14 protein-coding genes and 1 pseudogene are annotated in these 22,167 nt (G+C 67.3%); 5 read left to right on the plus strand and 10 right to left on the minus strand.

The genetic code is table 11. The features are described from left to right. Positions 1–249: 249 nt before the first annotated feature. The 5 genes from ACZ7L9_RS17070 to ngcE form a co-directional block, all read right to left on the minus strand. Entirely contained in the window at positions 250–1,347 is a 1,098-nt protein-coding gene (locus tag ACZ7L9_RS17070) for a substrate-binding domain-containing protein (protein WP_471415949.1), read from the minus strand. A 118-nt stretch (positions 1,348–1,465) separates the two neighbouring features. Then, positions 1,466–2,668 carry an ROK family transcriptional regulator gene (locus tag ACZ7L9_RS17075; RefSeq protein WP_471415950.1) on the minus strand — a complete coding sequence of 401 codons (1,203 nt, stop codon included), beginning with the start codon at positions 2,666–2,668 and terminating at the stop codon, positions 1,466–1,468. Between the two features lie 198 nt (positions 2,669–2,866). Then, the gene (locus ACZ7L9_RS17080; RefSeq protein ID WP_471415951.1) at positions 2,867–3,784 is read right to left on the minus strand and encodes a carbohydrate ABC transporter permease; all 918 of its coding nucleotides are present in this window, start codon (positions 3,782–3,784) and stop codon (positions 2,867–2,869) included. 91 nt (positions 3,785–3,875) lie between these two features. Then, complete coding sequence (locus ACZ7L9_RS17085; protein WP_471415952.1) at positions 3,876–4,799, minus strand: carbohydrate ABC transporter permease; 924 nt, start codon at positions 4,797–4,799, stop codon at positions 3,876–3,878. A 50-nt stretch (positions 4,800–4,849) separates the two neighbouring features. Then, entirely contained in the window at positions 4,850–6,298 is a 1,449-nt protein-coding gene (gene ngcE / locus ACZ7L9_RS17090) for an N-acetylglucosamine/diacetylchitobiose ABC transporter substrate-binding protein (protein WP_471415953.1), read from the minus strand. A gap of 503 nt (positions 6,299–6,801) precedes the next feature. Here ngcE and ACZ7L9_RS17095 point away from each other — a divergent pair. Further along, positions 6,802–10,647 (plus strand): GH92 family glycosyl hydrolase, encoded by a 3,846-nt coding sequence (locus tag ACZ7L9_RS17095; RefSeq protein WP_471415954.1) that lies wholly within the window; start codon positions 6,802–6,804, stop codon positions 10,645–10,647. 109 nt (positions 10,648–10,756) lie between these two features. Here ACZ7L9_RS17095 and ACZ7L9_RS17100 read toward each other — a convergent pair whose 3' ends face one another. The 3 genes from ACZ7L9_RS17100 to ACZ7L9_RS17110 all read right to left on the minus strand — a co-directional run bounded on the left by ACZ7L9_RS17100 (position 10,757) and on the right by ACZ7L9_RS17110 (position 14,590). Next, the gene (locus ACZ7L9_RS17100; protein ID WP_471415955.1) at positions 10,757–11,398 is read right to left on the minus strand and encodes a histidine phosphatase family protein; all 642 of its coding nucleotides are present in this window, start codon (positions 11,396–11,398) and stop codon (positions 10,757–10,759) included. Between the two features lie 156 nt (positions 11,399–11,554). After that, positions 11,555–11,689: a hypothetical protein gene (locus ACZ7L9_RS17105; protein ID WP_471415956.1), complete on the minus strand. Its 135-nt coding sequence runs from the start codon at positions 11,687–11,689 to the stop codon at positions 11,555–11,557. A 24-nt stretch (positions 11,690–11,713) separates the two neighbouring features. Then, complete coding sequence (locus ACZ7L9_RS17110) at positions 11,714–14,590, minus strand: AfsR/SARP family transcriptional regulator (RefSeq protein ID WP_471415957.1); 2,877 nt, start codon at positions 14,588–14,590, stop codon at positions 11,714–11,716. 234 nt (positions 14,591–14,824) lie between these two features. Between ACZ7L9_RS17110 and ACZ7L9_RS17115 the strand changes: the two genes are divergently transcribed. After that, complete coding sequence (locus ACZ7L9_RS17115) at positions 14,825–15,550, plus strand: hypothetical protein (RefSeq protein WP_471415958.1); 726 nt, start codon at positions 14,825–14,827, stop codon at positions 15,548–15,550. An 89-nt stretch (positions 15,551–15,639) separates the two neighbouring features. On the opposite strand, the gene acnA is transcribed toward ACZ7L9_RS17115, so the two are convergent. Further along, positions 15,640–18,366: an aconitate hydratase AcnA gene (gene acnA, locus ACZ7L9_RS17120; RefSeq protein WP_471415959.1), complete on the minus strand. Its 2,727-nt coding sequence runs from the start codon at positions 18,364–18,366 to the stop codon at positions 15,640–15,642. 317 nt (positions 18,367–18,683) lie between these two features. On the opposite strand from acnA, the gene ACZ7L9_RS17125 reads away from it, so the two are divergent. The 3 genes and pseudogenes from ACZ7L9_RS17125 (at position 18,684) to ACZ7L9_RS17135 (ending at position 20,941) form a co-directional block, all read left to right on the plus strand. Next, positions 18,684–19,445, plus strand: coding sequence for a TnsA-like heteromeric transposase endonuclease subunit (locus ACZ7L9_RS17125; RefSeq protein WP_471415960.1), 762 nt, complete (start codon positions 18,684–18,686; stop codon positions 19,443–19,445). Next, positions 19,352–19,912 (plus strand): hypothetical protein, encoded by a 561-nt coding sequence (locus ACZ7L9_RS17130; RefSeq protein WP_471415961.1) that lies wholly within the window; start codon positions 19,352–19,354, stop codon positions 19,910–19,912. Before ACZ7L9_RS17125 ends, ACZ7L9_RS17130 begins: the two co-directional genes overlap by 94 nt. A 32-nt stretch (positions 19,913–19,944) precedes the next feature. Then, positions 19,945–20,941, plus strand: a pseudogene (locus ACZ7L9_RS17135) (TniB family NTP-binding protein). Between the two features lie 217 nt (positions 20,942–21,158). Here the strand turns inward: ACZ7L9_RS17135 and ACZ7L9_RS17140 are convergent. Then, positions 21,159–22,049: an aminoglycoside phosphotransferase family protein gene (locus ACZ7L9_RS17140; protein WP_471415962.1), complete on the minus strand. Its 891-nt coding sequence runs from the start codon at positions 22,047–22,049 to the stop codon at positions 21,159–21,161. Positions 22,050–22,167 lie beyond the last annotated feature (118 nt).

A 22,167-nucleotide genomic window follows, 5' to 3' on the forward strand; every position in this document is an offset into this window, starting at 1 on the left:
CACCGGGCCGCCGGGAAGACCGGAACGTCTCCGGGGACCGCCTCGGAACGTCGTCGCCGGGGGACGACCACGCGCCGAGACCGCGCCCGGGGAGGGGGTTCCGTGCCGGCCGGGGCTTCGCGCCGCGCCCCTGAGGGCAGCCGCGTGCGGTGACCGGAACCGGTGGGAAGTCCGGCGCCCGCCCCTGCTGCGGGGCATGTGACGGGGCGGGCGCCGGACCGGACCGGGGTGACGTCTGCCGGCGGGTGACTACTTGACGCCGGCGGCGTCGCAGGCCGCCTTGTACTGGGCGGTGCAGATCTCCTCGACCTTGTAGACCTTGTCGGCGACGATCGTGGAGGCGATGTTCTCCTTGGTCACGACCGAGGCGTCGTACAGCTTGGACGGGGTGCCCTTGAACTCGCCCGAGAGGCTGTCGACCTTGACCGGGGCCAGGTCGTCGATCTTCTCGCCCTTGAGCAGCCGGACGGCGATCTCGGCGGTGGTCTCGGCCTCCGGCTTGATCTGCTTGTAGATCGAGAAGGCCTGCTCGCCCGTGAGGATGCGCTGCAGACCGGCGAGCTCGGAGTCCTGACCGCCGACCGGAACCTTCACACCCTGCTTCTTCAGGGCCGTGATGATGCCGCCGGCCATGCCGTCGTTGGCGGAGTAGACGCCCTGGAAGCCGTCCTTGCCCAGGGAGTCGATGGCCGCTCCCATCTTCTTGTTGGCCTCGTCCGCCGACCAGTCCGGGATGTCCTGCTCGTAGACGACCTTCTTGACCTGCTTGTCGAGGACGCTGTGCGCGCCCCTCTTGAAGAAGGGGGCGTTCGGGTCGGTCGGCGAGCCGTTGATCATGACAACGTTGCTGTCCTTGGCCTTGGCGCCCATCGCCTTGACCAACGCCTCGCCCTGGAGCTGGCCGATCTTCTCGTTGTCGTACGACACATAGGCGGAGATCGGGCCCTCGGCGAGACGGTCGTACGCGACGACCTTGACGCCCTTCTTCGCGGCCTGCTGGACCCAGGACTTCGCGGCCTTGTAGTCGACGGTGTCCAGGATGATGACCTTCACGCCCTGCGTGACGAGCGCGTCGAACTGCTTCTTCTGGGTCTCGCTGTCCTGCGCGGCGTTGTTGTACTTGACCTTGCAGTCACCGCACAGCTGCGTGATCTTCGCCTCCATGATGGGGCGGTCGAACGTCTCGTAACGCGTGGTCTTGTTCTCCGGCAGGAGCAGGCCGATGGTCTTGCTGTCGCCGCCGCTGCCGGAGTCCTTGTCGTCGCCGGCCTTGCCACAGGCTGCGAGGGAGACGGCCATGGAAACTGCGGCCGTGCCTATGACGATGCGTCGCGTCGTTGCGTTCATGTGGGGTTGCCTCCCTGACGAGGCCGCGACGGTGCGGCCGAGGTGGCAGGAAGTCAACTCGGCTGCGACGTCAGCGTCAAGGAGTAAATCCTTAACGAGATGACAACGGTGCCATTCGTTATCTAAGTGAAGCCGGGGCGGTTGACGACAAGGTGCTTTCCAAAAGGGTTGAATCCCCCATCTCACTCAGCACCAGGGCGAGCGCACCCAGCACTTCGGCCCGGCCGCCGAGCGCCCCCGGCAGCACCGAGAGCTGCCGGGCCGCGCTGGGAATGGCGTAGCGGGAGACCGAGTCGCGGATCGGTGCGAGCACCAACTCGCCGGCCTCGGCGAGCGAACCGCCGAGCACCACCCGGCTGGGGTTGAGCAGATTGCAGAGGTTGGCCACCCCGCTGCCGATGTGGCGCCCGACGTCCGCGATCACCCGGCGGCAGCCCGGATCGCCCTCGCGGGCCAGCTGGACCACCCGTTCCATGGTGAGATCGGCCCCGTGACCGGGCTGGAGCAGCGGCAGGACGTAGCGTGCGGCGGTGAACGTCTCCAGGCATCCGCGGTTGCCGCAGCGGCAGACCGGGCCCGATTCGTCGATCGTGATGTGCCCGATCTCGCCTGCCGTGCCGCCCGGCCCCCGGTAGATGTTCCCATCGATCACCAGACCGGCGCCGACACCGCTGGCGACCTTGATGTACGCGAGGTCCTTGACCCCGCGGCCGCTCCCCCAGACCAGCTCGCCGAGCGCGCCCAGGTTGGCGTCGTTGTCGACGTGTACCGGCACGCCGAGCCGGCCCGCGAGCTCCTCGCTGGGGTTGATGCCCGTCCAGCCCGGCAGGATCGACGTGGAGCCCAGGGTGCCGGACTCGACGTCGATCGGGCCGGGAACACCGAGGCCCACCCCGATCACCTTGTCCGGGCTGACCCCGGTCGTCTCGATGAGCCGTTTGACCAGGCGCTCCGCCCGTCCGAACCCCTCCGCCGCCGAGGCGTCGACATCCATCGGTTCGGACTCCTCGGCGAGCACCTGGTGGGCGAGGTTGCCAATCGCCACCCGCAGATGCGTATGACCGAAGTCGACGCCGATCACGATGCCGGCCTCGCCGCTGAGCGAGACGCTGCGGGCCCGCCGGCCGCCCGCCGAGGTGGGGGTCACCTCGACCGTGCCGCCGTCCTTCAGTTCGCGAACGATGTTGGAGACGGTGGCCGCTGACAGGCCGGTGCTCCGTGCGATCTCCGCCTGGGTGAGCGAGCCCGCCATGCGTACCGCGCGCACCACCCGCTCAAGGTTGGCGCGATGCAGAGATGTCTGCGAACCCGGAGTCTCCATCGACTCTCTCACTCCTACCGATTTCTCTAACATGTGAACTCTAAGCTGAGCGTTTTGAGGTACTCCCCGTCAAGACCTTGAGCATGCGAAGCCTCGGATGAGCACGGTGCCCTCACCCGGGGCGGCCTCCCGCACACACACGAACCGCCCGCCGGCGCGTGGCCGACGGGCGGTTCGTGTGTGCGGAGGGTACGAGTGCTACTTCACCGCACCCGCGGTGAGCCCGGCGACGACCTGGCGCTGGAAGATGATGTAGGCCGCGAGGACCGGCAGCATCGCCATCACCAGACCGGCGAAGAGACCGGACCAGTCACCCTTGTACCCCTGACTGGTGGCCAGTTCGACCAGACCCTGGGAGAGCACCCGGTGGTTCGGATCGGTGTTGAGCACCGTCGGCAGCATGTACTGGTTCCACTGCCCGAGGAAGTTGAAGATACCGACGCTGATCAGGCCGGGCTTCGCCATCGGCAGCATCACCTGGAAGAACGTCCGGGTGTGCGAGGCCCCGTCGATCATCGCCGCTTCCGCCACCGAGCTCGGCAGTGTCCGGAAGAAAGAGGTGAGGAAGAAGACGGTGAACGGCAGCGAATACGCGATGTAGACCATGATCAGTCCGTGCCGCGTGTTCAGCAGGCCCATGTTGTTCATGACGAAGAACAGCGGGACCAGCGCCAGGATGATCGGGAAGCTCATCCCGCCGATGAACAGGTAGTAGATGAAGCGGTTGCCGGGGAAGTCGAACCGCGCCAGTACGTACGCCGCCATCGACCCGAGCAGCAGGGTTCCGACGAGCGAGCAGCCCACCACCACGACGGTGTTGAAGAAGTAGTCGCTCATGTGCGCCTGGGTCCAGGCGCGCGACCAGTTTTCGAAGTGCAGCTTGTCGGGCAGCGCCCACGGCGTCGACAGGATCGAGTCGTCCGTCTTGAAGGACGCCATCACCGCCCAGAGCAGCGGCAGGACGACCAGGATCGCCCAGATGATCAGCACACCGTGCGAGAAGACATTGAGGACCTGGCCCTCGCCGCTCTTCTCCTTGACGGCGGACGCGGGCGCCTTGGCCACCGGGGCCGGGTCGGCCGCCGGTGCCGCGGGAGGGGTGTCAGTCGTCTTCACGTGTACTCACCTCGTACTTTCGAGCCGGACACGGAGACCGACCTGTGGTGCCTGCCGGTGATCCGGGGGCCGGCCCCCGTCAATCGCAGCATCAGAACTCCAGCCGCTCGCGCCGGCCCAGTCGCATCACGATGGCGGCGAAGGCCATGGTGACGACGAGCAGTCCGACACCGATCGTTGTCGCGTATCCGGCCTGCCCGTCGCGGAAGGCCGTCTGGTACACGTACAGCGGAAGGACCGTGGTCGAGTAGTCGGGACCACCGGGGCCCACGGTCATGACCTGTACGGCGGTGAACGCCTCCACGCCGAGAGCCAGGATCCCCATGTACACCCAGCCCGACTGCACCGTGTCCCAGAGCAACGGAAGCGTGATGCGGAAGAACGTGGTGAAGCGGTTGGCGCCGTCGAGGAGCGCCGCCTCGTAGAAGTCCTTGGGGATGGATGCCATTCCCGCGGAGAACAGGACGACGAAGAATCCGACCGTCGACCAGACCAGCACCGACATGACGCAGACCAGCGCGAGACTCGGATCGCCCAGCCAGTCCGGCTGGATGGACCCCAGACCGATCGCCTTCAGTGTCGAATTCAGCATCCCGCTGGTGGGGTTGAAAGCGAACTGGAAGAGCAGGGCGACGATGACGATCGAGAGCACCTGCGGGAAGAAATAGGCGATCTTGTAGAAGGACGAGCCCCGCACGCCGGAGACCGCGGCGTTCTTGCGCCGCCGGCCTCCGACATTGAGCATGAAGGCGAAGAAGAGCGCCAGGCCCAGCGTCACCAGCGGCAGCAGCAGCACGAGCAACACGCTGTGCTGCAACGACTTCCAGAAGATGTCGTCCTTCAGCATCCTCGTGTAGTTGTCGAACCCGACCATCTTGAAGTCCGGGCTCAGGCCGGTCCAGTCCGTGAACGAGTAGTAGATGGACTGGATGAACGGCCAAATGACGAAGACCGCGTACAACGCCAGTGGGACTGCCAAGAACCCCACGATGAAACGGTACTTGCCATGCTGCATCGTTTACCGACCCCGATCTTTCCGCGGGTGCCGCCGCTGGTGACGGTTGCTCACTGGTGCTTGAAGTGCTTGATGGACTGGTCCTTGGCCGCCGCGTCGGCGAAGGCCTGGATCTTCTTGAGGGTCTCCGCCGGGGTCGCGCGGCCCGCCATCATCTCGCCGATACCGGCGACACCGATCTGCTCCTTCTGGAGCTTCACGTACCAGTCCTGCAGACGCGGGTTGACCACGTTGTCGCCGGCCTTCTTCAGCGAGTCGACTCCGGACTGCATGGCGGTCGACAGGGTCAGACCGTCGGTGCCGCCGTTGAACGCGCTGAGCGACTTGACCTGCTTGGTGAAGTTCTTCGAGGACTCCTCGGAGAGCATGATGCGCAGCTGTTCCATGGCGCCCTCGCTGTTCTTCGCCTTGGCCGGCACGATGAAGGGCTCGCTGCCGGAGGCCCAGATGGTGCCGAACGGCATCTTGTCGGACGAGTCCAGGCCGGACGGCGGCGCGACCATCATCTTGAAGTCCTTGGGCGTGGTCGGCGCCGCCTCGTTCTCCACCCACGAACCGTTCGGGATGAACAGCGCCTTGCCCTTGGTCCACTCGGTCTGCGACTGGATGTGGGTCAGGCCGGGGGTGCCCTTGAGGATGTAGCCCTTCTGGTACAGCTCGTAGTACGCCTCGAACGCCGCCTTCACCGCGGGGTCCATCCAGGCGTTCGGCTCCAAGTTGTCGATCTTGTCGAGTACCTCCCGGCCACCGATCTTGGCGATGAACGGGTAGAGCGAGAACGGCAGGTAGTACGGGTACTTGCCGGGGTACGTCCAGCCGGCGATGCCCTTCTTCTTCGCCTTCGCGCAGAGGGCGAGCATGTCGTCCCAGTTCTCGGGGTACTGCGCGTCGAGGTTGTCGAGGGCGGTCTGCGAGTACCAGACGCCGTACACGGAGTACGCGTAGTACATGATCCAGACGGGGTCGCCGTCGAACTGGCCCATCTCCAGGACACCCGGGCGCAGCGTGTCGCGGACCTTCTTGCTCGGGTCGTCGATGGACGGGGCGTCCATCAGCGGTGTGAGGTCGAGCAGCTGCTTCTTGCCGACCAGGACACCCATGTCCATCTGCTCGGCGCCGGAGTTGTCGATCAGGTCCGGCGGGGTGCCGCCGTTGAAGCGCGGCTGCAGCTGCGACTGGATCTTCTGGGTCGCGGTGTGCTTGACCTTCGGGGCCTTCGGGAACGCGGCGTTGTACTTCTTCTCCGCGTCGAGGGCGTACTGCTGGCCGAGACCACCGTCGAAGATGACTACGTCGAGGGGAGCCGTCTCGTTGACGCCGAGCGGGTTCGCCTTGCTGGTCTTGCCCTTCTCGACCTTCTTGTCGCTGCTGCTGTCGCTGCTTGCACACGCCGACAGGAAGCTCATCGTCGGCACGGCGATCAGACCGAGTGCGGCAGATCGCTTGATCACATCGCGACGGCCAAGGCCCTCATTCTTGTGGGCGGAGGTGGATCCCATGCTCAAGTCCTCGCCTTCTCCAGGACTCAGGCGGTGTGTACCGGTCGCCCGTCGATATTCGCCAGACAGGCGAAGGGCCCCGCCACCGCGGTCAGTTGCGCTTGGGTGGTGCTGATTTCAGGCTAGCCATGTGCAGTGGGGGGTTGAGGGAGTTCGGACATCGGATCGCACCTCTTGTGCCGTCCTCGGCCGTTCCCCCGTGTCCCCCTGTCCGCGTCGCCGGAAACGGCTGTGCAGACGCCGACAGGTATAGTCCACTTGCGACCAACTGAGCAAGATCGAATGCAAGGTTGAGCAGCAGTCTTTCCCGAGTTGAGACCTCGCGGATACCTGGACCCCGTGCGTCCCGATCCGGGTGTAACGATTTCCGCATTACGGTCGATTCCACCGGCGATTCACGCCCAACACTCTTGACACATACCGGCACTTGACTCCCTACTGGACCTTGCGCAACTGCTTGACAACGTTGTCCAAGCGCACTTCCTCGGGAGGAATGGCTCCGCATGCAGCCCCGACATGGTTCTCGCAAGAGACAAAGCCGTACGGCCGCACTGATCGCGGCCTCGCTGGTTCTGGTCGTGACAGCCCCCGCCGCGGCCGCCGCGCAGTCGGCACGGACCGGAGAAAGGAGCCAAAGCGCCCTGGGGGAACGGACATTCAGTTCTTCTTTCGAAGCAGATGAAAAGCAGCCGGACTGGCGCAACACCGTCGAAGAAGGCCCCGACGGAAAGAAGCGGTCATCGGGTGTCGATGGCGGCTTCTCCGCTGGAATACCGGGCAATGTGACCGACAAGGTGACAGACGTCCGCGCCAGCGGCGAGAACACCGGCGGCGGGGAGGTGAAGGAGAACCTGATCGACGGGGAGCCCGGCACCAAATGGCTGGCCTTCGAGCCCACCGGCTGGGTCGAGTTCGATCTCGTCGAACCGGTCAAGGTCGTCACATACGCGCTGACGTCGGCCAATGACCACGACGAGCGCGACCCGAAGGACTGGACCCTGCAAGGGTCGGCCGACGGCAAGACGTGGAAGGACCTGGACTCCCGGACCGGTCAGACCTTCACCGAGCGGTTCCAGACGAAGTCGTACGACATCACGGCCGACACGGCCTACCAGCACTTCCGTCTGGACATCACGAAGAACAACGGCGCCTCGAACATCACCCAGCTCGCCGACGTCCAGTTCTCCGACGGCAACACAAGCACGCCGGCGCCCGCCGAGATGCGCAGCCAGACCGACCGCGGTCCGTCCGGCTCCCCCACGGCCAAGGCCGGCGCGGGCTTCACGGGCAAGAAGGCCCTGCGCTACGCGGGCACGCACAAGGCGGACGGCCGGGCGTACTCGTACAACAAGGTCTTCGACGTCGACACGGCCGTCACCCGGGACACCGAACTCTCCTACCTCGTCTACCCGCAGATGGGCGAGACGGACCTCGCGTACCCAGCCACGCATGTGGCGGTCGACCTCGCGTTCACCGACGGCACGTACCTGAGCGATCTGGGTGCCACCGACAGCCACGGCGGTCCACTGACCCCGCAGGGCCAGGCCGACGCCAAGCGGCTGTACGTCAACCAGTGGAACAAGGTCGCCTCGCGCATCGGCACGGTCGCGGCCGGGAAGACCGTCGACCGGATCCTGGTGGCGTACGACTCCCCCAAGGGCCCGGCGAAGTTCCAGGGCTGGATCGACGACATCAAGATCGCCCCGAAGGCACCCGAGAAGCCCCGCCCGCACCTCTCCGACTACGCGTCGACGGTCCGTGGCACCAACTCCAGCGGTGGTTTCTCGCGCGGCAACAACTTCCCCGCCACCGCGGTCCCGAACGGCTTCAACTTCTGGACGCCGGTCACCAACGCCGGGTCGACCAGTTGGCTGTACGACTACCAGCGCGCCAACAACAGCGACAACCTGCCCACACTCCAGGCGTTCAGCGCGAGCCATGAGCCGAGCCCGTGGATGGGCGACCGGCAGACGTTCCAGCTGATGCCGTCGGTGGCCAAGGACACCCCGGACGCCTCCCGCACGGCGCGCGCGCTGCCGTTCAAGCACGAGAACGAGACGGCGAAGCCGCACTACTACGGGGTGACGTTCGAGAACGGCCTCAAGGCGGAGATGACGCCGACCGACCACGCGGCGCGGATGCGCTTCGCCTACCCCGGTGACGACGCGTCCGTCGTCTTCGACAACATCTCCAACGACGGCGGACTCACCCTCGACCCGGGGACCAGCTCCTTCACCGGCTTCTCCGACGTGAAGAGCGGTCTCTCCACCGGCGCCACCCGGCTCTTCGTCTACGGCGTCTTCGACGCGCCGGTCACCGCGAGCGGCAAGCTCAAGGGCGGCGGCGGTGACGACGTGACGGGCTATCTCCGCTTCGACGCCGGCAAGGACCGTACGGTCAACCTCCGTCTGGCCACCTCGCTGATCAGCATCGACCAGGCGAAGCAGAACCTCGCCGCCGAGATCCCCGCGTCCCGCTCCTTCGGCCGCGTCGAGGACCGGGCGCAGCAGGCCTGGGACGACATCCTGGGAAGGGTGGAGGTCGAGGGCGCGGACGCCGACCAGCTGACGACGCTCTACTCCAGCCTGTACCGGCTGTACCTCTACCCGAACTCGGGCTTCGAGCGGGTCGGCGGCAAGGACCAGTACGCCAGCCCGTTCTCGCCGCAGATCGGCTCCGACACCCCGACCCACACGGGCGCGAAGATCGTCGACGGCAAGGTGTACGTCAACAACGGCTTCTGGGACACCTACCGGACGACATGGCCCGCGTACTCCCTACTGACACCGGGCAGGGCCGGTGAGATGGTGGACGGCTTCGTCCAGCAGTACAAGGACGGCGGCTGGATCTCCCGCTGGTCCTCCCCCGGTTACGCCGACCTGATGACCGGCACCTCCTCGGACGTCGCGTTCGCGGACGCGTACGTCAAGGGCGTGAAGTTCGACGGCGAGGCGGCGTACGACGCGGCGCTGAAGAACGCCACCGTGGTCCCGCCGTCCTCGGGCGTCGGCCGCAAGGGCATGGCGACGTCCCCGTTCGTCGGCTACGCGAACACCGCCACGCACGAGGGCCTGTCCTGGTCGCTGGAGGGCTACCTCAACGACTACGGCATCGCGCAGATGGGCCGGGCGCTCTACAAGAAGACGAAGAAGGAGCGGTACAAGGAGGAGTCGGAGTACTTCCTGAACCGGGCCCGCAGTTACGTCGAGCTGTTCGACTCCAAGGCGGGCTTCTTCCAGGGCAAGGACGCCAAGGGTGACTGGCGGGTCGCCTCCGACACGTACGACCCTCGGATCTGGGGCTACGACTACACGGAGACGAACGGCTGGGGTTACGCCTTCACGGCCCCGCAGGACAGCCGGGGCCTGGCGAACCTTTACGGCGGGCGCGCCGGCCTGGCGAAGAAGCTCGACACGTACTTCTCCACCCCGGAGACGGCCGGCCCCGAGTTCGTCGGCTCGTACGGCGGTGTCATCCACGAGATGACGGAGGCGCGTGACGTACGGATGGGGCAGTACGGCCACAGCAACCAGGTCGCGCACCATGTCACATACATGTACGACGCGGCCTCGCAGCCCTGGAAGACGCAGGAGAAGGTCCGCGAGGTCCTGAGCCGCCTCTACACCGGCAGTGACATCGGCCAGGGCTACCACGGCGACGAGGACAACGGCGAGCAGTCGGCCTGGTACCTCTTCTCCTCGCTCGGCTTCTACCCGCTGGTGATGGGCAGTGGCGAGTACGCCATCGGCTCCCCGCTCTTCAAGAAGACCACGGTCCACCTGGAGAACGGCCACGACCTGGTCGTCAGGGCGCCGAAGAACAGCGCGAAGAACATCTATGTGCAGGGCCTGAAGGTCAACGGCAAGAAGTGGACCTCCACTTCACTGCCGCACGACCTGCTGGCCAAGGGCGGTGTGCTGGAGTTCGACATGGGCGCCGAGCCGTCGTCGTGGGGCACCGGCAAGGACGCGGCACCGACGTCGATCACCAAGGACGGCCAGGTGCCGTCGCCGAAGAAGGACGTGCTGAAGGGTGAAGGCGCGCTGTTCGACAACACGTCGGCCACGACGGCGACGGTCACCTCGGTGGATCTGCCGGTGACCTCCGCCACGGACGCGGTCCAGTACACACTGACATCGAGCGCGGCGGACAAGGCCCCGACGGGCTGGGTCCTCCAGGGCTCGTCGGACGGCACGACATGGAAGGACCTCGACAGGCGCTCGGGGCAGTCGTTCGCCTGGGACAGGCAGACGAGGGTGTTCTCGGTGGGCACACCGGGCTCGTACGCGCACTACCGCATCGTGTTCGCCGGTGAAGCGGCGCTCGCGGAGGTGGAGTTGCTCTCCTGAGACCCAGGTGTTCCGCCCTCGTCACGGCCGACGGCCGGTACCTTGCCCCGAGGTACCGGCCGTCGGTCCACTCGTGGACAGCCGCGCGACGGCACGACCGGGCTCCCGCTCAGTCCCGCTCCGGGCTTTCCGGAACGGGCCGGCGGAACAAGCTCTCGGGCAATGTCACGTTCCACGCCGTCAGAACCGGATTGCCGTGCTCCGTGCCGAGCCGCGAAACCGCCCCCGTGGCGAGCTGGAACAGCGTGCCCTCGGCCGGGGTCAGGCCGAGATAGCGGGCGGTGAGTACGCGCAGGAAATGGGAGTGGGCGACGAGCGCAATGTCCTCGTCCGTATCGCGGCTCGCGTCCCGCACGTCCGCCAGCACCCGGTCGGCACGCGCACCGACCTCGGCGGGCGTCTCGCCGGGATGCGCCTCGGGGCCGGGGGCGACCCCGTCGGTCCACAGATTCCACGCGGGTCGGGTGAGGCGGATCTCCTCGGTGGTCACCCCTTCGTAGCCGCCGTAGTCCCACTCACGCAGCTCGGGTGTGATGCGGGGCGCGGTGAGCCCGGCGAGCTCCGCGGTGCGCCGGGCGCGAACCGAGGGACTGACCAGGGTGAGCGCGATATGCCGGTCGGCGAGCAGCGGAGCCAGGGCGCGGGCCTGGCGTTCGCCGAAGGGGGTCAGAGGCAGATCGGTGTGACTCGTGTGCTGCCCGGACCGCGACCACTCGGTCTCGCCGTGCCGGATCAGGATCAACTCGCCCATGGGTGTCATCCGTTCTCTGTGCCGTTCGTTCCGCGTAGGTCGCAAATCTGCGAACCCGCTGGTCCACCATCGCATTCCGTGCGCCCACGACGAGGTGGGCGGTGGCTCGCTTCCGGGTACGGCAGCCCTATGGTCCGCGACATTCCGTCAAATGCCTCAGACGGAGGAACCCACGGCGAGCGCCGCGCCGGTGTCCACGGCCTCGTGCAGTTCCGCGAGCGCGGCTCGCGTCGCGGTGCCGCGGGCCGCCAGGGACTCGCTGCGGGGCGACGGTTGCGGACCGGGGTTCACACGATCTTTCCGGGGCCTCGCCGGTCAACTCATTCCCGACACCACGTCATCGTGGCCGAACAGCGAGGCCAAGGGGGCCGGACCGTCCGGATCCGGTGGACTGTCGAGTTCGCGCAGGAGTACACGGACCCGCTCCACTTCGGGATTGAGAACATGGAGGTCGAGGTAGATATCGAGGGCCTCGCGCAAGGCGCCCCTGGCCGATTCGACGGCTTCCGTCGCATGGTAGGTCTGGCCCAGGTGGGCCAGCGTCAGGGCCTCGTTGTAGCGGTGATGCAGTGCACGGTTGAGGTGCAGGCTGTGCTGGTAGCAGTCGATGGCCTTTGCGTGTTCGCCGAGTTGGTGGTAGGCGTAGCCGAGGGTGTCCCAGGTGTTGGCCCGGCCTCGTTCGTCGCCCAGTTCCCGCTGGATGGCCAGCGCCTCCTGGCAGCGGCTTACCGACGCGGCATGGTCCCCGAGTTGGCCGTGGTCCCAGGCCACCGCGTTCAGAGCGCGGGCCCGTCCTGGGAGGTTTCCGACCGAGGTGAACTGTTCGACGGCACTCTGATCGTGCCGCAGAGCGGCGTACTTGTCGCCCTCGCGCTCGTACAGCCAGCCCAGGGCGAGGTGGGTGTGGGCGGCGGAGAGGAGATCGCCGTTCGTCTCCGAGAGGGCCAACGCATGGGCCAGTTCCTGGTGTGCTTGCGCGAAGTGGCCGGTCTCCGTGCAGGCCCAGGCGAGCGCGCGATGGGACTCCGCCTGGGCAGCCGGATCCCCGAGGCGAGCCACGGCGGCGAGCACGGTGCTGTGCACGGCGGTGACGTCCGCCCACCGCCCGCGCCGAGCGAGGAAGGTGGTGATCGCCCATGCCATCCGCCATGCCTGGGCATCGCGTCCGGCGCGTACCGCGTGGTTGACCGCCGCTGCCAGCACGGAGTGCTCGCTCGCGAACCACGCCATGGCCTGGTCGGCGTCCGCGAATTCCTCAAGGCGCGTGCCGTCTGCCGGCGATGCCGGCGGGAGCGGGTCGCGGTAGGGCAGCAGGAGTCGGTCGGCTGCGTACGCCGTGTGCGCGTAGTGGTCGAGAACGCGGCTCAGTGCCGCATCCGCTTCACTGGCGAGGGCGACGGTTTCCGTCATCTCAAGGGCGTACGCACGCAGCAGGTCGTGGCAGGTGAAACGGCCGGGGACCCGTTCTTGAACGAGGTGGTGGGCCTGGAGTCGGTGCAGCCGTGTACGGAGGCGGGCAAGGGGCAGACCGGTGAGGCTGGCAGCGGCGGGCAGGCTGATATCGGCACCGGGTGCCTGGGCGATCTGCCGCAGAACCCGGGCGGAATCGGTATCGAGTGCAAGGTAGGAGGAGGCGAAGACGATCCGTACGTCACTGTTCGCCTCGCCCGTCTCCAGGGCGTCCAGCGGAGTCGCCGCTTCTCGCAGTTCGGCCGCCAGCGCGATCAAGGTGAGCATCGGGTTCGTGGTGAGCCGGGCGGCGAGAACGCTGATGGCGATGGGGAGCCCGGCGCAGTGGTGGAGGAGTTCCGTCGCCGCCGCGGGTTCCGCGGCGAGCCGGTCGGAACCCAGGCGGCGGACGAGCAGGTCGCGCGCCTCTGCGCGGTCGAGCGCTTCCAAGGTGAGCTGGACGGTGCCGTGGGAGGCCGCGAGGCCGGGGAGTTGGTGACGGCTTGTGATCAGAACCGTACAGGTGGGGCTGCCTGGTAGCAGCGGCACCACCTGGTCGGTGTCACGAGCATTGTCGAGCATGATGAGCAGTCGTCGGCCTGCCGTGAGACTTCGGTACAGCGCGGCCTGGGACTGGGGGGTAGCGGGAAGGCTCCCGGCATCGGTGCCGAGGGCTTCCAGGAAACCCCGCATGACCGTGTATGGGTCCGCCGGTTCACCGGAGGGGGTGAATCCCTGCAGATCAGCGAACAGCTGACCGTCGGGAAAGCGCTCTTGCCGGCCATCGGCCCAGCGCAGTGCCAGCGAGGTCTTGCCGACGCCGCCGATGCCGCAGATCGCGGCGATCGGCAGGGACCCGTTGTGCGGCTCGCCTTGCGGAGCCAACAGTTTGTCCAACCAGACCAGTTCATTGTCGCGGCCGGAAAACAGAGGCGGCAGGGCGGGCAGTTGTCTGGGGTGTGCTGCCGTGGTACGCACCGGGTTGGGCGTGGCGTCCCGCGCCGGTGGCGCGAGTTGCGGATCCGAGATCAGGATCTGCTGGTGCAACTTCCGCAGCGGCGGCGCCGGGTCGATGCCCAGCTCCTCGGCGAGACGACGACGGAGGTCCTGGTAGTGGTTGAGGGCGTCGGCGGGGCGTCCGCCGCGGTAGAGGGCAAGCATCAGCTGGCCTACAAGCCGTTCGTCCAGAGGGTTGTCCTCGGCGAGGGCGGCCAGCACTGTCACCAACTCGGTCTGGAACCCGCGGCGTAATTGGAGATCACCCCAGTCCAGAACGGCCGCGAGGCGTTCGACTTGCGCCGCCTCGCGCTGGGAGCTGAACCACGGGGTGTCCATGCCAGGACACACTTCGCCCTGCCAGCTCGCGAGGGCCTTCTCGAAGAGGCCCGCCGCCTCGGTCTCGTCCCCTGCGTGCGCGGTGGTTCGAGCCCTGGCAGCGAGACCCCGGAAGCGGTGCAGGTCGACAGCCGTGGCGGCTACGGCCAGTACGTATCCTCCCGACCGCCGCGCGATCTGCGCCTCCTCGGCCACGGTGCGTAACGCGAGGCGCAGCCTGGAGAGGTAGCTGTAAAGCGTCGACCGGGCGCGCTGTGGGGCTCGCTCTCCCCAGACCCGGTCCACGAGTTCGTCCACCGTGACCGCTTGGTCGGCTTCGAGTAGCAGCACCGCCAGAACGCGCTGCTGCCGTGCGGGCCCCAAGTCCAGCCGGTGGCCGTCGACCCGGACCTCGACCCCTCCCAGCACACGGAACTCCACCTCCACACCAACCACCCCCGGGGCGCGATCCTAGACCGAAGCCAGCGGCTCCAAGCAGCTGTTTCAAGCTCTTTTCAAGGTTGGGACACGGTCGGTCGAGCAGGGTGGTGGCCATCCCGTCGGACAGGCCCGGTGACGGGCTGCCGGAGGAGACAACGAAGCCGGCCGACGAGGACCCACCTGCCGAGAAGCAGGACAACATCCCGATCTGAAGGAGCACACATGCGTATTCGCCATGCCCTGGCGACGGCCGGCCTCAGCACCGCGCTCACCCTGGGGGTCACGACATACCCCGCGACCGCGGCCTCGGCCAACGTGATCGGCGACAAGATAGCCACCCAGGCGCTCAGCCAGTACACCAGCACCAACTCCGAGGTGAAGAAGCGCAAGTACGAGGGCGCGGCCAACGGCGTCAACGCCAAGAACAACTGCAACTTCTACACCGGCTTCTGGACGGACCCGCGCAACCGCCGCTTCGACGGGACGAGCGCCCCGCGCACCGGTACCAACGGCGCCACCTGCGGCACGAGCAAGGGCTACATGTACGTCAAGGGAACCAAGACCTGGACCCCCGTGAAGTGGAAGTCCCGCGCCTGGTGCTCCGACTTCGCGAAGTACACCTGGTACTGGGGCGGCGCGAAGGTCACGGGGCTCAACGCGTCCGCCGGTTCCTTCCGCACCTACGGGCTTGCCAACCACACCTGGCACTCTCGCGCCGACGTGGCCAAAAAGGGCGGCTACGTGCCGAAGAAGGGCGACGTCGTCAGCTACGACTTGGACAGGAACGGTGTCATCGACCACGTCGGTGTCCTCACCGCGTACAGCACCAAGTACAAGGCGTACTTCTCCGTCGAGGGCAACTCCAGCGAGAAGCTCAACTACAAGAACACCAAGCAGTCGGCGGTGGCACCGTACGTCGTCGGCTACACCTCGCCCAAGAAGCTCTGACGGTGGCTGCGGAACGGTGAGCCGGTACGGGAAAGGGCCGCACCCCTTCGACGTGCGAAGAGGAGCGGCCCACTGCCCTGCCGGATCGCCTACTTGCGGATCAGGCTGCGGAGCACGTACTGCATGATGCCGCCGTTGCGGTAGTAGTCCGCCTCACCGGGGGTGTCGATGCGGACGACCGCGTCGAACTCCACACCGGTGTCGGTGGTGACCTTGACCGTGCGCGGCGTGGCGCCGTTGTTCAGCTCGGTCACGCCGGTGAAGGAGAAGGTCTCCTCACCGGTCAGGCCGAGGGTCTCGGCGCTCGCGCCCTCCGGGAACTGGAGCGGGAGGACGCCCATGCCGATGAGGTTCGAGCGGTGGATGCGCTCGTAGGACTCGGCGATGACGGCCTTGACGCCGAGGAGCGCGGTGCCCTTGGCCGCCCAGTCGCGGGACGAGCCGGAGCCGTACTCCTTGCCCGCCAGGATGACGAGCGGGATGCCGGCGGCCTGGTAGTTCTGCGAGGCGTCATAGATGAACGACACGGGGGCATCGCCCGCAGATGCAGCCTGGGTGAAGTCGCGGGTGAAGCCACCCTCGGTGCCCGGGGCGATCTGGTTGCGCAGGCGGATGTTCGCGAAGGTGCCGCGAATCATGACCTCGTGGTTACCACGGCGCGAGCCGTAGGAGTTGAAGTCACGGCGCTCGACGCCGTGCTCCGTGAGGTACTTGCCGGCCGGGGTGTCGGCCTTGATCGCACCGGCCGGGGAGATGTGGTCGGTGGTGACCGAGTCGCCCAGCTTGGCGAGCACCCGGGCGCCGGAGATGTCCGCGACCGGGGTCGTCTCCATCGTCATGCCCTCGAAGTACGGGGGCTTGCGCACGTAGGTGGACTGCGGGTCCCACTCGAAGGTGTTGCCGGTCGGGATCGCGAGCGCCTGCCACTGGGCGTCGCCCGCGAAGACGTCCTGGTAGGACTTGTTGAACATGTCCTCGCCGATGGCGTTGGCGACGACGTCGTTCACCTCGGCCTCGGACGGCCAGATGTCCGCGAGGTAGACCGGCTTGCCGTCCTGGTCGATGCCCAGGGCGTCCTTGGTGATGTCCACCTTCATCGAACCGGCGATGGCGTACGCGACGACCAGCGGCGGGGACGCCAGGTAGTTCATCTTGACGTCGGGGTTGATCCGGCCCTCGAAGTTACGGTTGCCGGAGAGCACCGAGGTCACGGCCAGGTCGTGCTCGTTGACCGCCTTGGAGACCTCCTCCGGGAGCGGGCCGGAGTTGCCGATGCAGGTGGTGCAGCCGTAGCCGACGAGGTTGAAGCCGACCTTGTCGAGGTACGGGGTCAGGCCCGCCTTGTCGAAGTAGTCGGTGACGACCTTCGAGCCCGGGGCGAGGGTGGTCTTGACCCACGGCTTGCGGGTCAGGCCCTTCTCGACCGCCTTCTTCGCCACGAGCGCCGCGGCGACCATGACGTACGGGTTCGAGGTGTTGGTGCAGGAGGTGATCGCGGCGACGGTGACGGCGCCGTGGTCGATCTCGTACGTCGTGCCGTCGGGGGCCGTGACCGTGGTCGGGCGCGACGGGACACCGTTGGCGGAGGCCGGGGCGTCGGAGGCCGGGAAGGACTCCTTGCCCGCCTCCTCGTCCTCGGAGACGTAGTTGCGCACGTCCTGGGCGAACTGCTCCTTGGCGTTCGCGAGGACGATGCGGTCCTGCGGGCGCTTCGGGCCGGCGATCGACGGGACGACCGTCGACAGGTCCAGCTCCAGCTTCTCGGAGAAGTCCGGCTCGGCGGCCGGGTCGAGCCAGAGGCCCTGCTCCTTGGCGTACGCCTCGACGAGCGCGACCTGCTGCTCGTCACGGCCGGTCAGGCGCAGGTACTTCAGCGTCTCGTCGTCGATCGGGAAGATCGCGGCGGTGGAGCCGAACTCCGGCGACATGTTGCCGATGGTGGCGCGGTTCGCGAGGGAGGTGGCGGCGACGCCCTCACCGTAGAACTCGACGAACTTGCCGACGACGCCGTGCTTGCGGAGCATCTCCGTGATGGTCAGCACGAGGTCGGTGGCGGTGGTGCCGGGCTTCAGCTCGCCGGTCAGCTTGAAGCCGACGACGCGCGGGATGAGCATGGAGACCGGCTGGCCGAGCATCGCGGCCTCGGCCTCGATGCCGCCGACGCCCCAGCCCAGCACGCCGAGGCCGTTGACCATGGTGGTGTGCGAGTCGGTGCCGACGAGGGTGTCGGGGTACGCCTGGCCACCCCGGACCATGACCGTACGGGCCAGGTGCTCGATGTTGACCTGGTGGACGATGCCGGTGCCCGGGGGGACGACCTTGAACTCGTCGAAGGCGGTCTGGCCCCAGCGCAGGAACTGGTAGCGCTCCTTGTTGCGGCCGTACTCCAGCTCGACGTTCTGCGCGAACGCGTCGTTGGTGCCGAACTTGTCGGCGATGACGGAGTGGTCGATGACCAGCTCGGCCGGGGCGAGGGGGTTGATCTTGGCCGGGTCACCACCCAGCTCCTTGACGGCCTCACGCATGGTGGCGAGGTCCACGACACACGGCACACCGGTGAAGTCCTGCATGATCACGCGGGCCGGCGTGAACTGGATCTCCTGGCTGGGCTGCGCCTGGGAGTCCCAGCCGCCGAGCGCCCGGATGTGGTCGGCGGTGATGTTCGCGCCGTCCTCGGTGCGGAGCAGGTTCTCCAGCAGCACCTTCAGGCTGTAAGGGAGGCGCGCGGAGCCCTCGACCTTGTCCAGCCTGAAGATCTCGTACGACTCGTCGCCCACGCGCAGCGTGCTGCGGGCGTCGAAGCTGTTCGCCGACACGACAGTCTCCTTCATCAATGTGCGCGTACTCCGCGCCGCGCCTCATTACGGCGGGCGCCGCGTGGTGCCGCCTACGGCTCCTCGACCATCCGCTAAGGTAAGGCTTAGTTAGGTAACCCTTACTCGATGGCGGACTGCGGTGCGCCTTCGGCATGTATCTCGATGTCGAGATAACTCTAGTACATCACCGCAGCGCGGTCATGTGCGGGCGCCGCTGTCCGCTGTCATCCAATCGAGGCGTTTGACAGCGAACCCAGTCGTTACGGCTTCCTTGCCGGCGAACCTAGTCGTACGAGGGGACGTACTGGGGGTGCTGGGTGGCCGTACCGGTCGGGGTGGAGTTTGCGGAGCCGTACGTCGACCTGTCGTACGTGGATGCTGCGCGCGAGTGTCGGCGGCGTCCGCTGCTGGACTGCGTGACGGCACGGTTCGAGGATGCGGCCGCGGTACGGCCGTTTCGCTGGTCTCGTGGTGAGCGTCACTTCTCGGGCTGGTACTGGGCGGCGACGACCGGGCGGCATGTCGGTTTCGAGTCGTGGCTGGAGCGGGACCGGCTTGTGCTGATGGACTTCGATCCCGGGGTGGTGGGGATCGCCTCGCAGCCGTTCTGGCTGCACTGGCACGACGGCGAGCGTGAGCGTCGGCATGCTCCGGACTACTTCGTGCGCCGCGCGGACGGCTCGGCGGTGGTCGTGGATGTCCGCGCCGATGAGCGGATCGAGGCGAGGGACGCGGAGGCGTTCGAGGTGACGCGCCGGGCCTGCCGTCAGGCGGGGCGGGGCTTCGAGCGGGTCGGGGTTCCGAAGGAGGTGCTGCTGGCGAACGTGCGGTGGCTGTCGCATTACCGGCATCCCCGGTGCCGACGCGGGCCGGTCGTGGACCGACTCCGGGAGGTCTTCGCGGCACCGGTCCCCCTGATGGCCGGGGCGGATGCGGCCGGTGACCGGCTTGAGACGCTCCCCGTCCTGTTCCATCTCCTCTGGCTGTGCGAGTTGGATGCCGAGGGCCCGAACGCTGGCAGGCGATCAACTCCTACGGCATCCCGATCAACCACCGCACCTACGACGACGCCGAGCTGACCCCGCTGCGCCGACAGCACTCCGGGGTGGCGGAGAAGAAGGGCCTGTGGGAGATCCACTACGACCCCTACGACGTCTCCCGTGTCCGGGTACGCGACCGCCGCAGCGAGCCGGCCCGGTGGATCACGGTGTTCTGGAAACACCTGCACCGCGTCGGCGTCCCGTTCGGCGAGATGGCCTGGGACCACGCCCGCGAACAGGTCCCGGGAGGGACCGAGGAACAGATCGCCGATGCCGCCGCCGACCTGCTGCGGCGGACCCAAGACGGACCTGCCCAGCGGAAGGGCCGTGCGGCAAAACGGTCCCGGCGCGTCGCCGCGCGGACCCGGGCCACTGCCTCCGACCGGCCGGTCCCCGATCCGCCCGCCACCGAAACAGCCCAGGACGACCAGGCGGACACCGAGTCCGCGAAGGTCATCCCGTTGGGCCTGTTCGACCCGCTCGCCAACCCCTGGAGGCGTCCGTGACCATCTCCGAACCAGCGACCGGACGCACATCGCTGAAGGAAGCCGATGCCGAGGCCAACCGGCAACTGACCACCCTGGAGGGGTGGCGGAGGTTCGCCGCCGGCCCGCCCAGCCCCCCGGTCCTGCTGACCCCGGCCGAACTGGACTGTCTGTCTGCGGTCGAGCGGGCGCTCTATGACGAGGACCGGCTCGACCATCACGCCCGCATGCTCGCCGCCACCTCGTTCGTCGAGAAGACGGTGGTCTGCGGGCAGCTGCTGGTCCTGCTCAACCGGCACACGATCAGCGCCCGCCGCGGCCTGATGGTCTCCCGGCTGCCCGGCACCGGGGACCAGTGCCCTCACCCAGCTCGGGCTCGCCCACGAACTCCTCGACCGGGCCCGCCATCCGAACGTCGCCGACCGCATCCCGGTGGTTTACATCACCGTCCCACCCGCGGCGACCGCGCGCATGATCGCGGCCGAGTCCGCTCGCTTCCTGGGCCTGCCGGTCCGGGCCAGGTGGAACATGACCGACATCACCGAAGCGGTGGTCGGCGTCTGCACGGACACCCGCACGGGCCTGGTCCCGGTCGACGAAATCCACAACGTTTCGCAGGTCACACGGGCTGGTGCTGAGGTCTCCGACACTCTGAAGTACTTCTCGGAACGCCTCCCCGCGACGTTCGCCTACGCAGGCATCAACCTCGAAACCAGCGAACTGCTGGCCAGCACTCGCGGCGCCCAGATCGCGAGCCGCTTCACCCTTGTCCCCACCCGCCCCTTCCCCTACGGCGCCGAATGGAAGAGTCTGGTCGCGACCATGGAGGAGACCCTTCTCCTTCACGACCCTCCACCGGGAAATCTGGTCAAGCTGGACCGCTACCTCCACAAACGAACCGACGGCATGATCGGCGCACTCTCCCACGCGATCCGGGGCGCCGCGATCGACGCGATCCTCAACGGCACAGAACGCGTGACCAAGGCAGGCCTCGACGCCGTCCCCCTGGACCATGCCGCGGAAGCCCCGAAGAGGGGCCCTCTGAAGTGACTCCCCCGGTGCTGCCCGAGCTGCCCCGCCCGCTGGCTCCACTGCCCGTTCGACTACGCCCTCACGCCGGTGAGATCACCGACTCCTACGTCCGCCGCCTGGCACGCGCGAACCATCTCAAGCCGAGCTACCTGCACTGTCGATCTGTTCACGTTGGCGCTCTGTCGGTGAGGGCGACAAGCGATCGCCTCTGCCACGGCCTACGATCGGGGCGACATCACTTCGTCGACTCCAGAATGCGGTCGAGTGTCCGGCGCCCCGTTCTGCTCATCGTCGGATTGCTCTCGGCGTAGTACCAGACAAGACCCATCGCCTGTTCGAAGGCCCATGCCTTGCCGCGCTCCCACTCCAGATCGTCGCAGGCCAGTGTCCGCCGGAGCACTTCCCGTGGACCCGGTTGCAACAGGTGCCAGCCGCTGACCAGATCCAGCGCGGGGTCGGCCGGGCCGAAGCCGCCGGTGTCGAGTACGCCGCTGAGCCGGTCTCCCGTGACAAGTACGTTGCCGGGAATCAGGTCACCATGGCTCATCACGTCGGCAGCCGTGCGTGGCAACTTCCGGAGGTGGCTCCACACCTGGCGCAGCCGGGGCACGTCCAGCAGCCCCTTGCTCTCCTCGAAGCACTTCGCCATCCAGTCGTCATGGTGTGCGAGAACGCCGCCACGGTTCTCGCCGCTGAAACGCCGCCCCCGCGTCTCGGCGTCCCGCAGGGCTGCGATGAAGGCCGCAAGGTCCTCGGCGAAAGCGTCCGACCCACTCGGGTCGGCATCGAAGGCGACCGTTCCCGGCAGCCATGTCTGGACCGACCACGGCATGGGGTAACCCGCTCCAGGCTTTCCCAGGGCGACGGGTTCCGGAACGGGGAACCGAGACACCTGTGCCAGCTCCGCGCTCGCCTGGGCTTCCCGTTCCAGAACCGCCAGCGCCTCCGCGGCATCGGTCAGACGCAGCGGGAAACGCGCGGAGAGGCCGTCCCCGATGCGGAAGATCGCGTGGACCGTCCCGGTCGACGACAGGAGTTGGATCGCCTTGCCGCTCCACTGAGGGAACTGTTCTTGGATCAGGGTCGCAACGATGTCGGTGGTCACGTCCACTTGGTCATCGTGCATGGTCAATCTCGCAGGCCCTTCCACTGGTCCAGTTCGAAACGACGGAAGCAGTCCAGATCAACTGAGACGACTGCCAGTATTCAGACGCCAGGTTCCAGATCAACTGAGATTTTTTCGG

This window comes from Streptomyces sp. NPDC111516 (genome assembly GCF_055635345.1).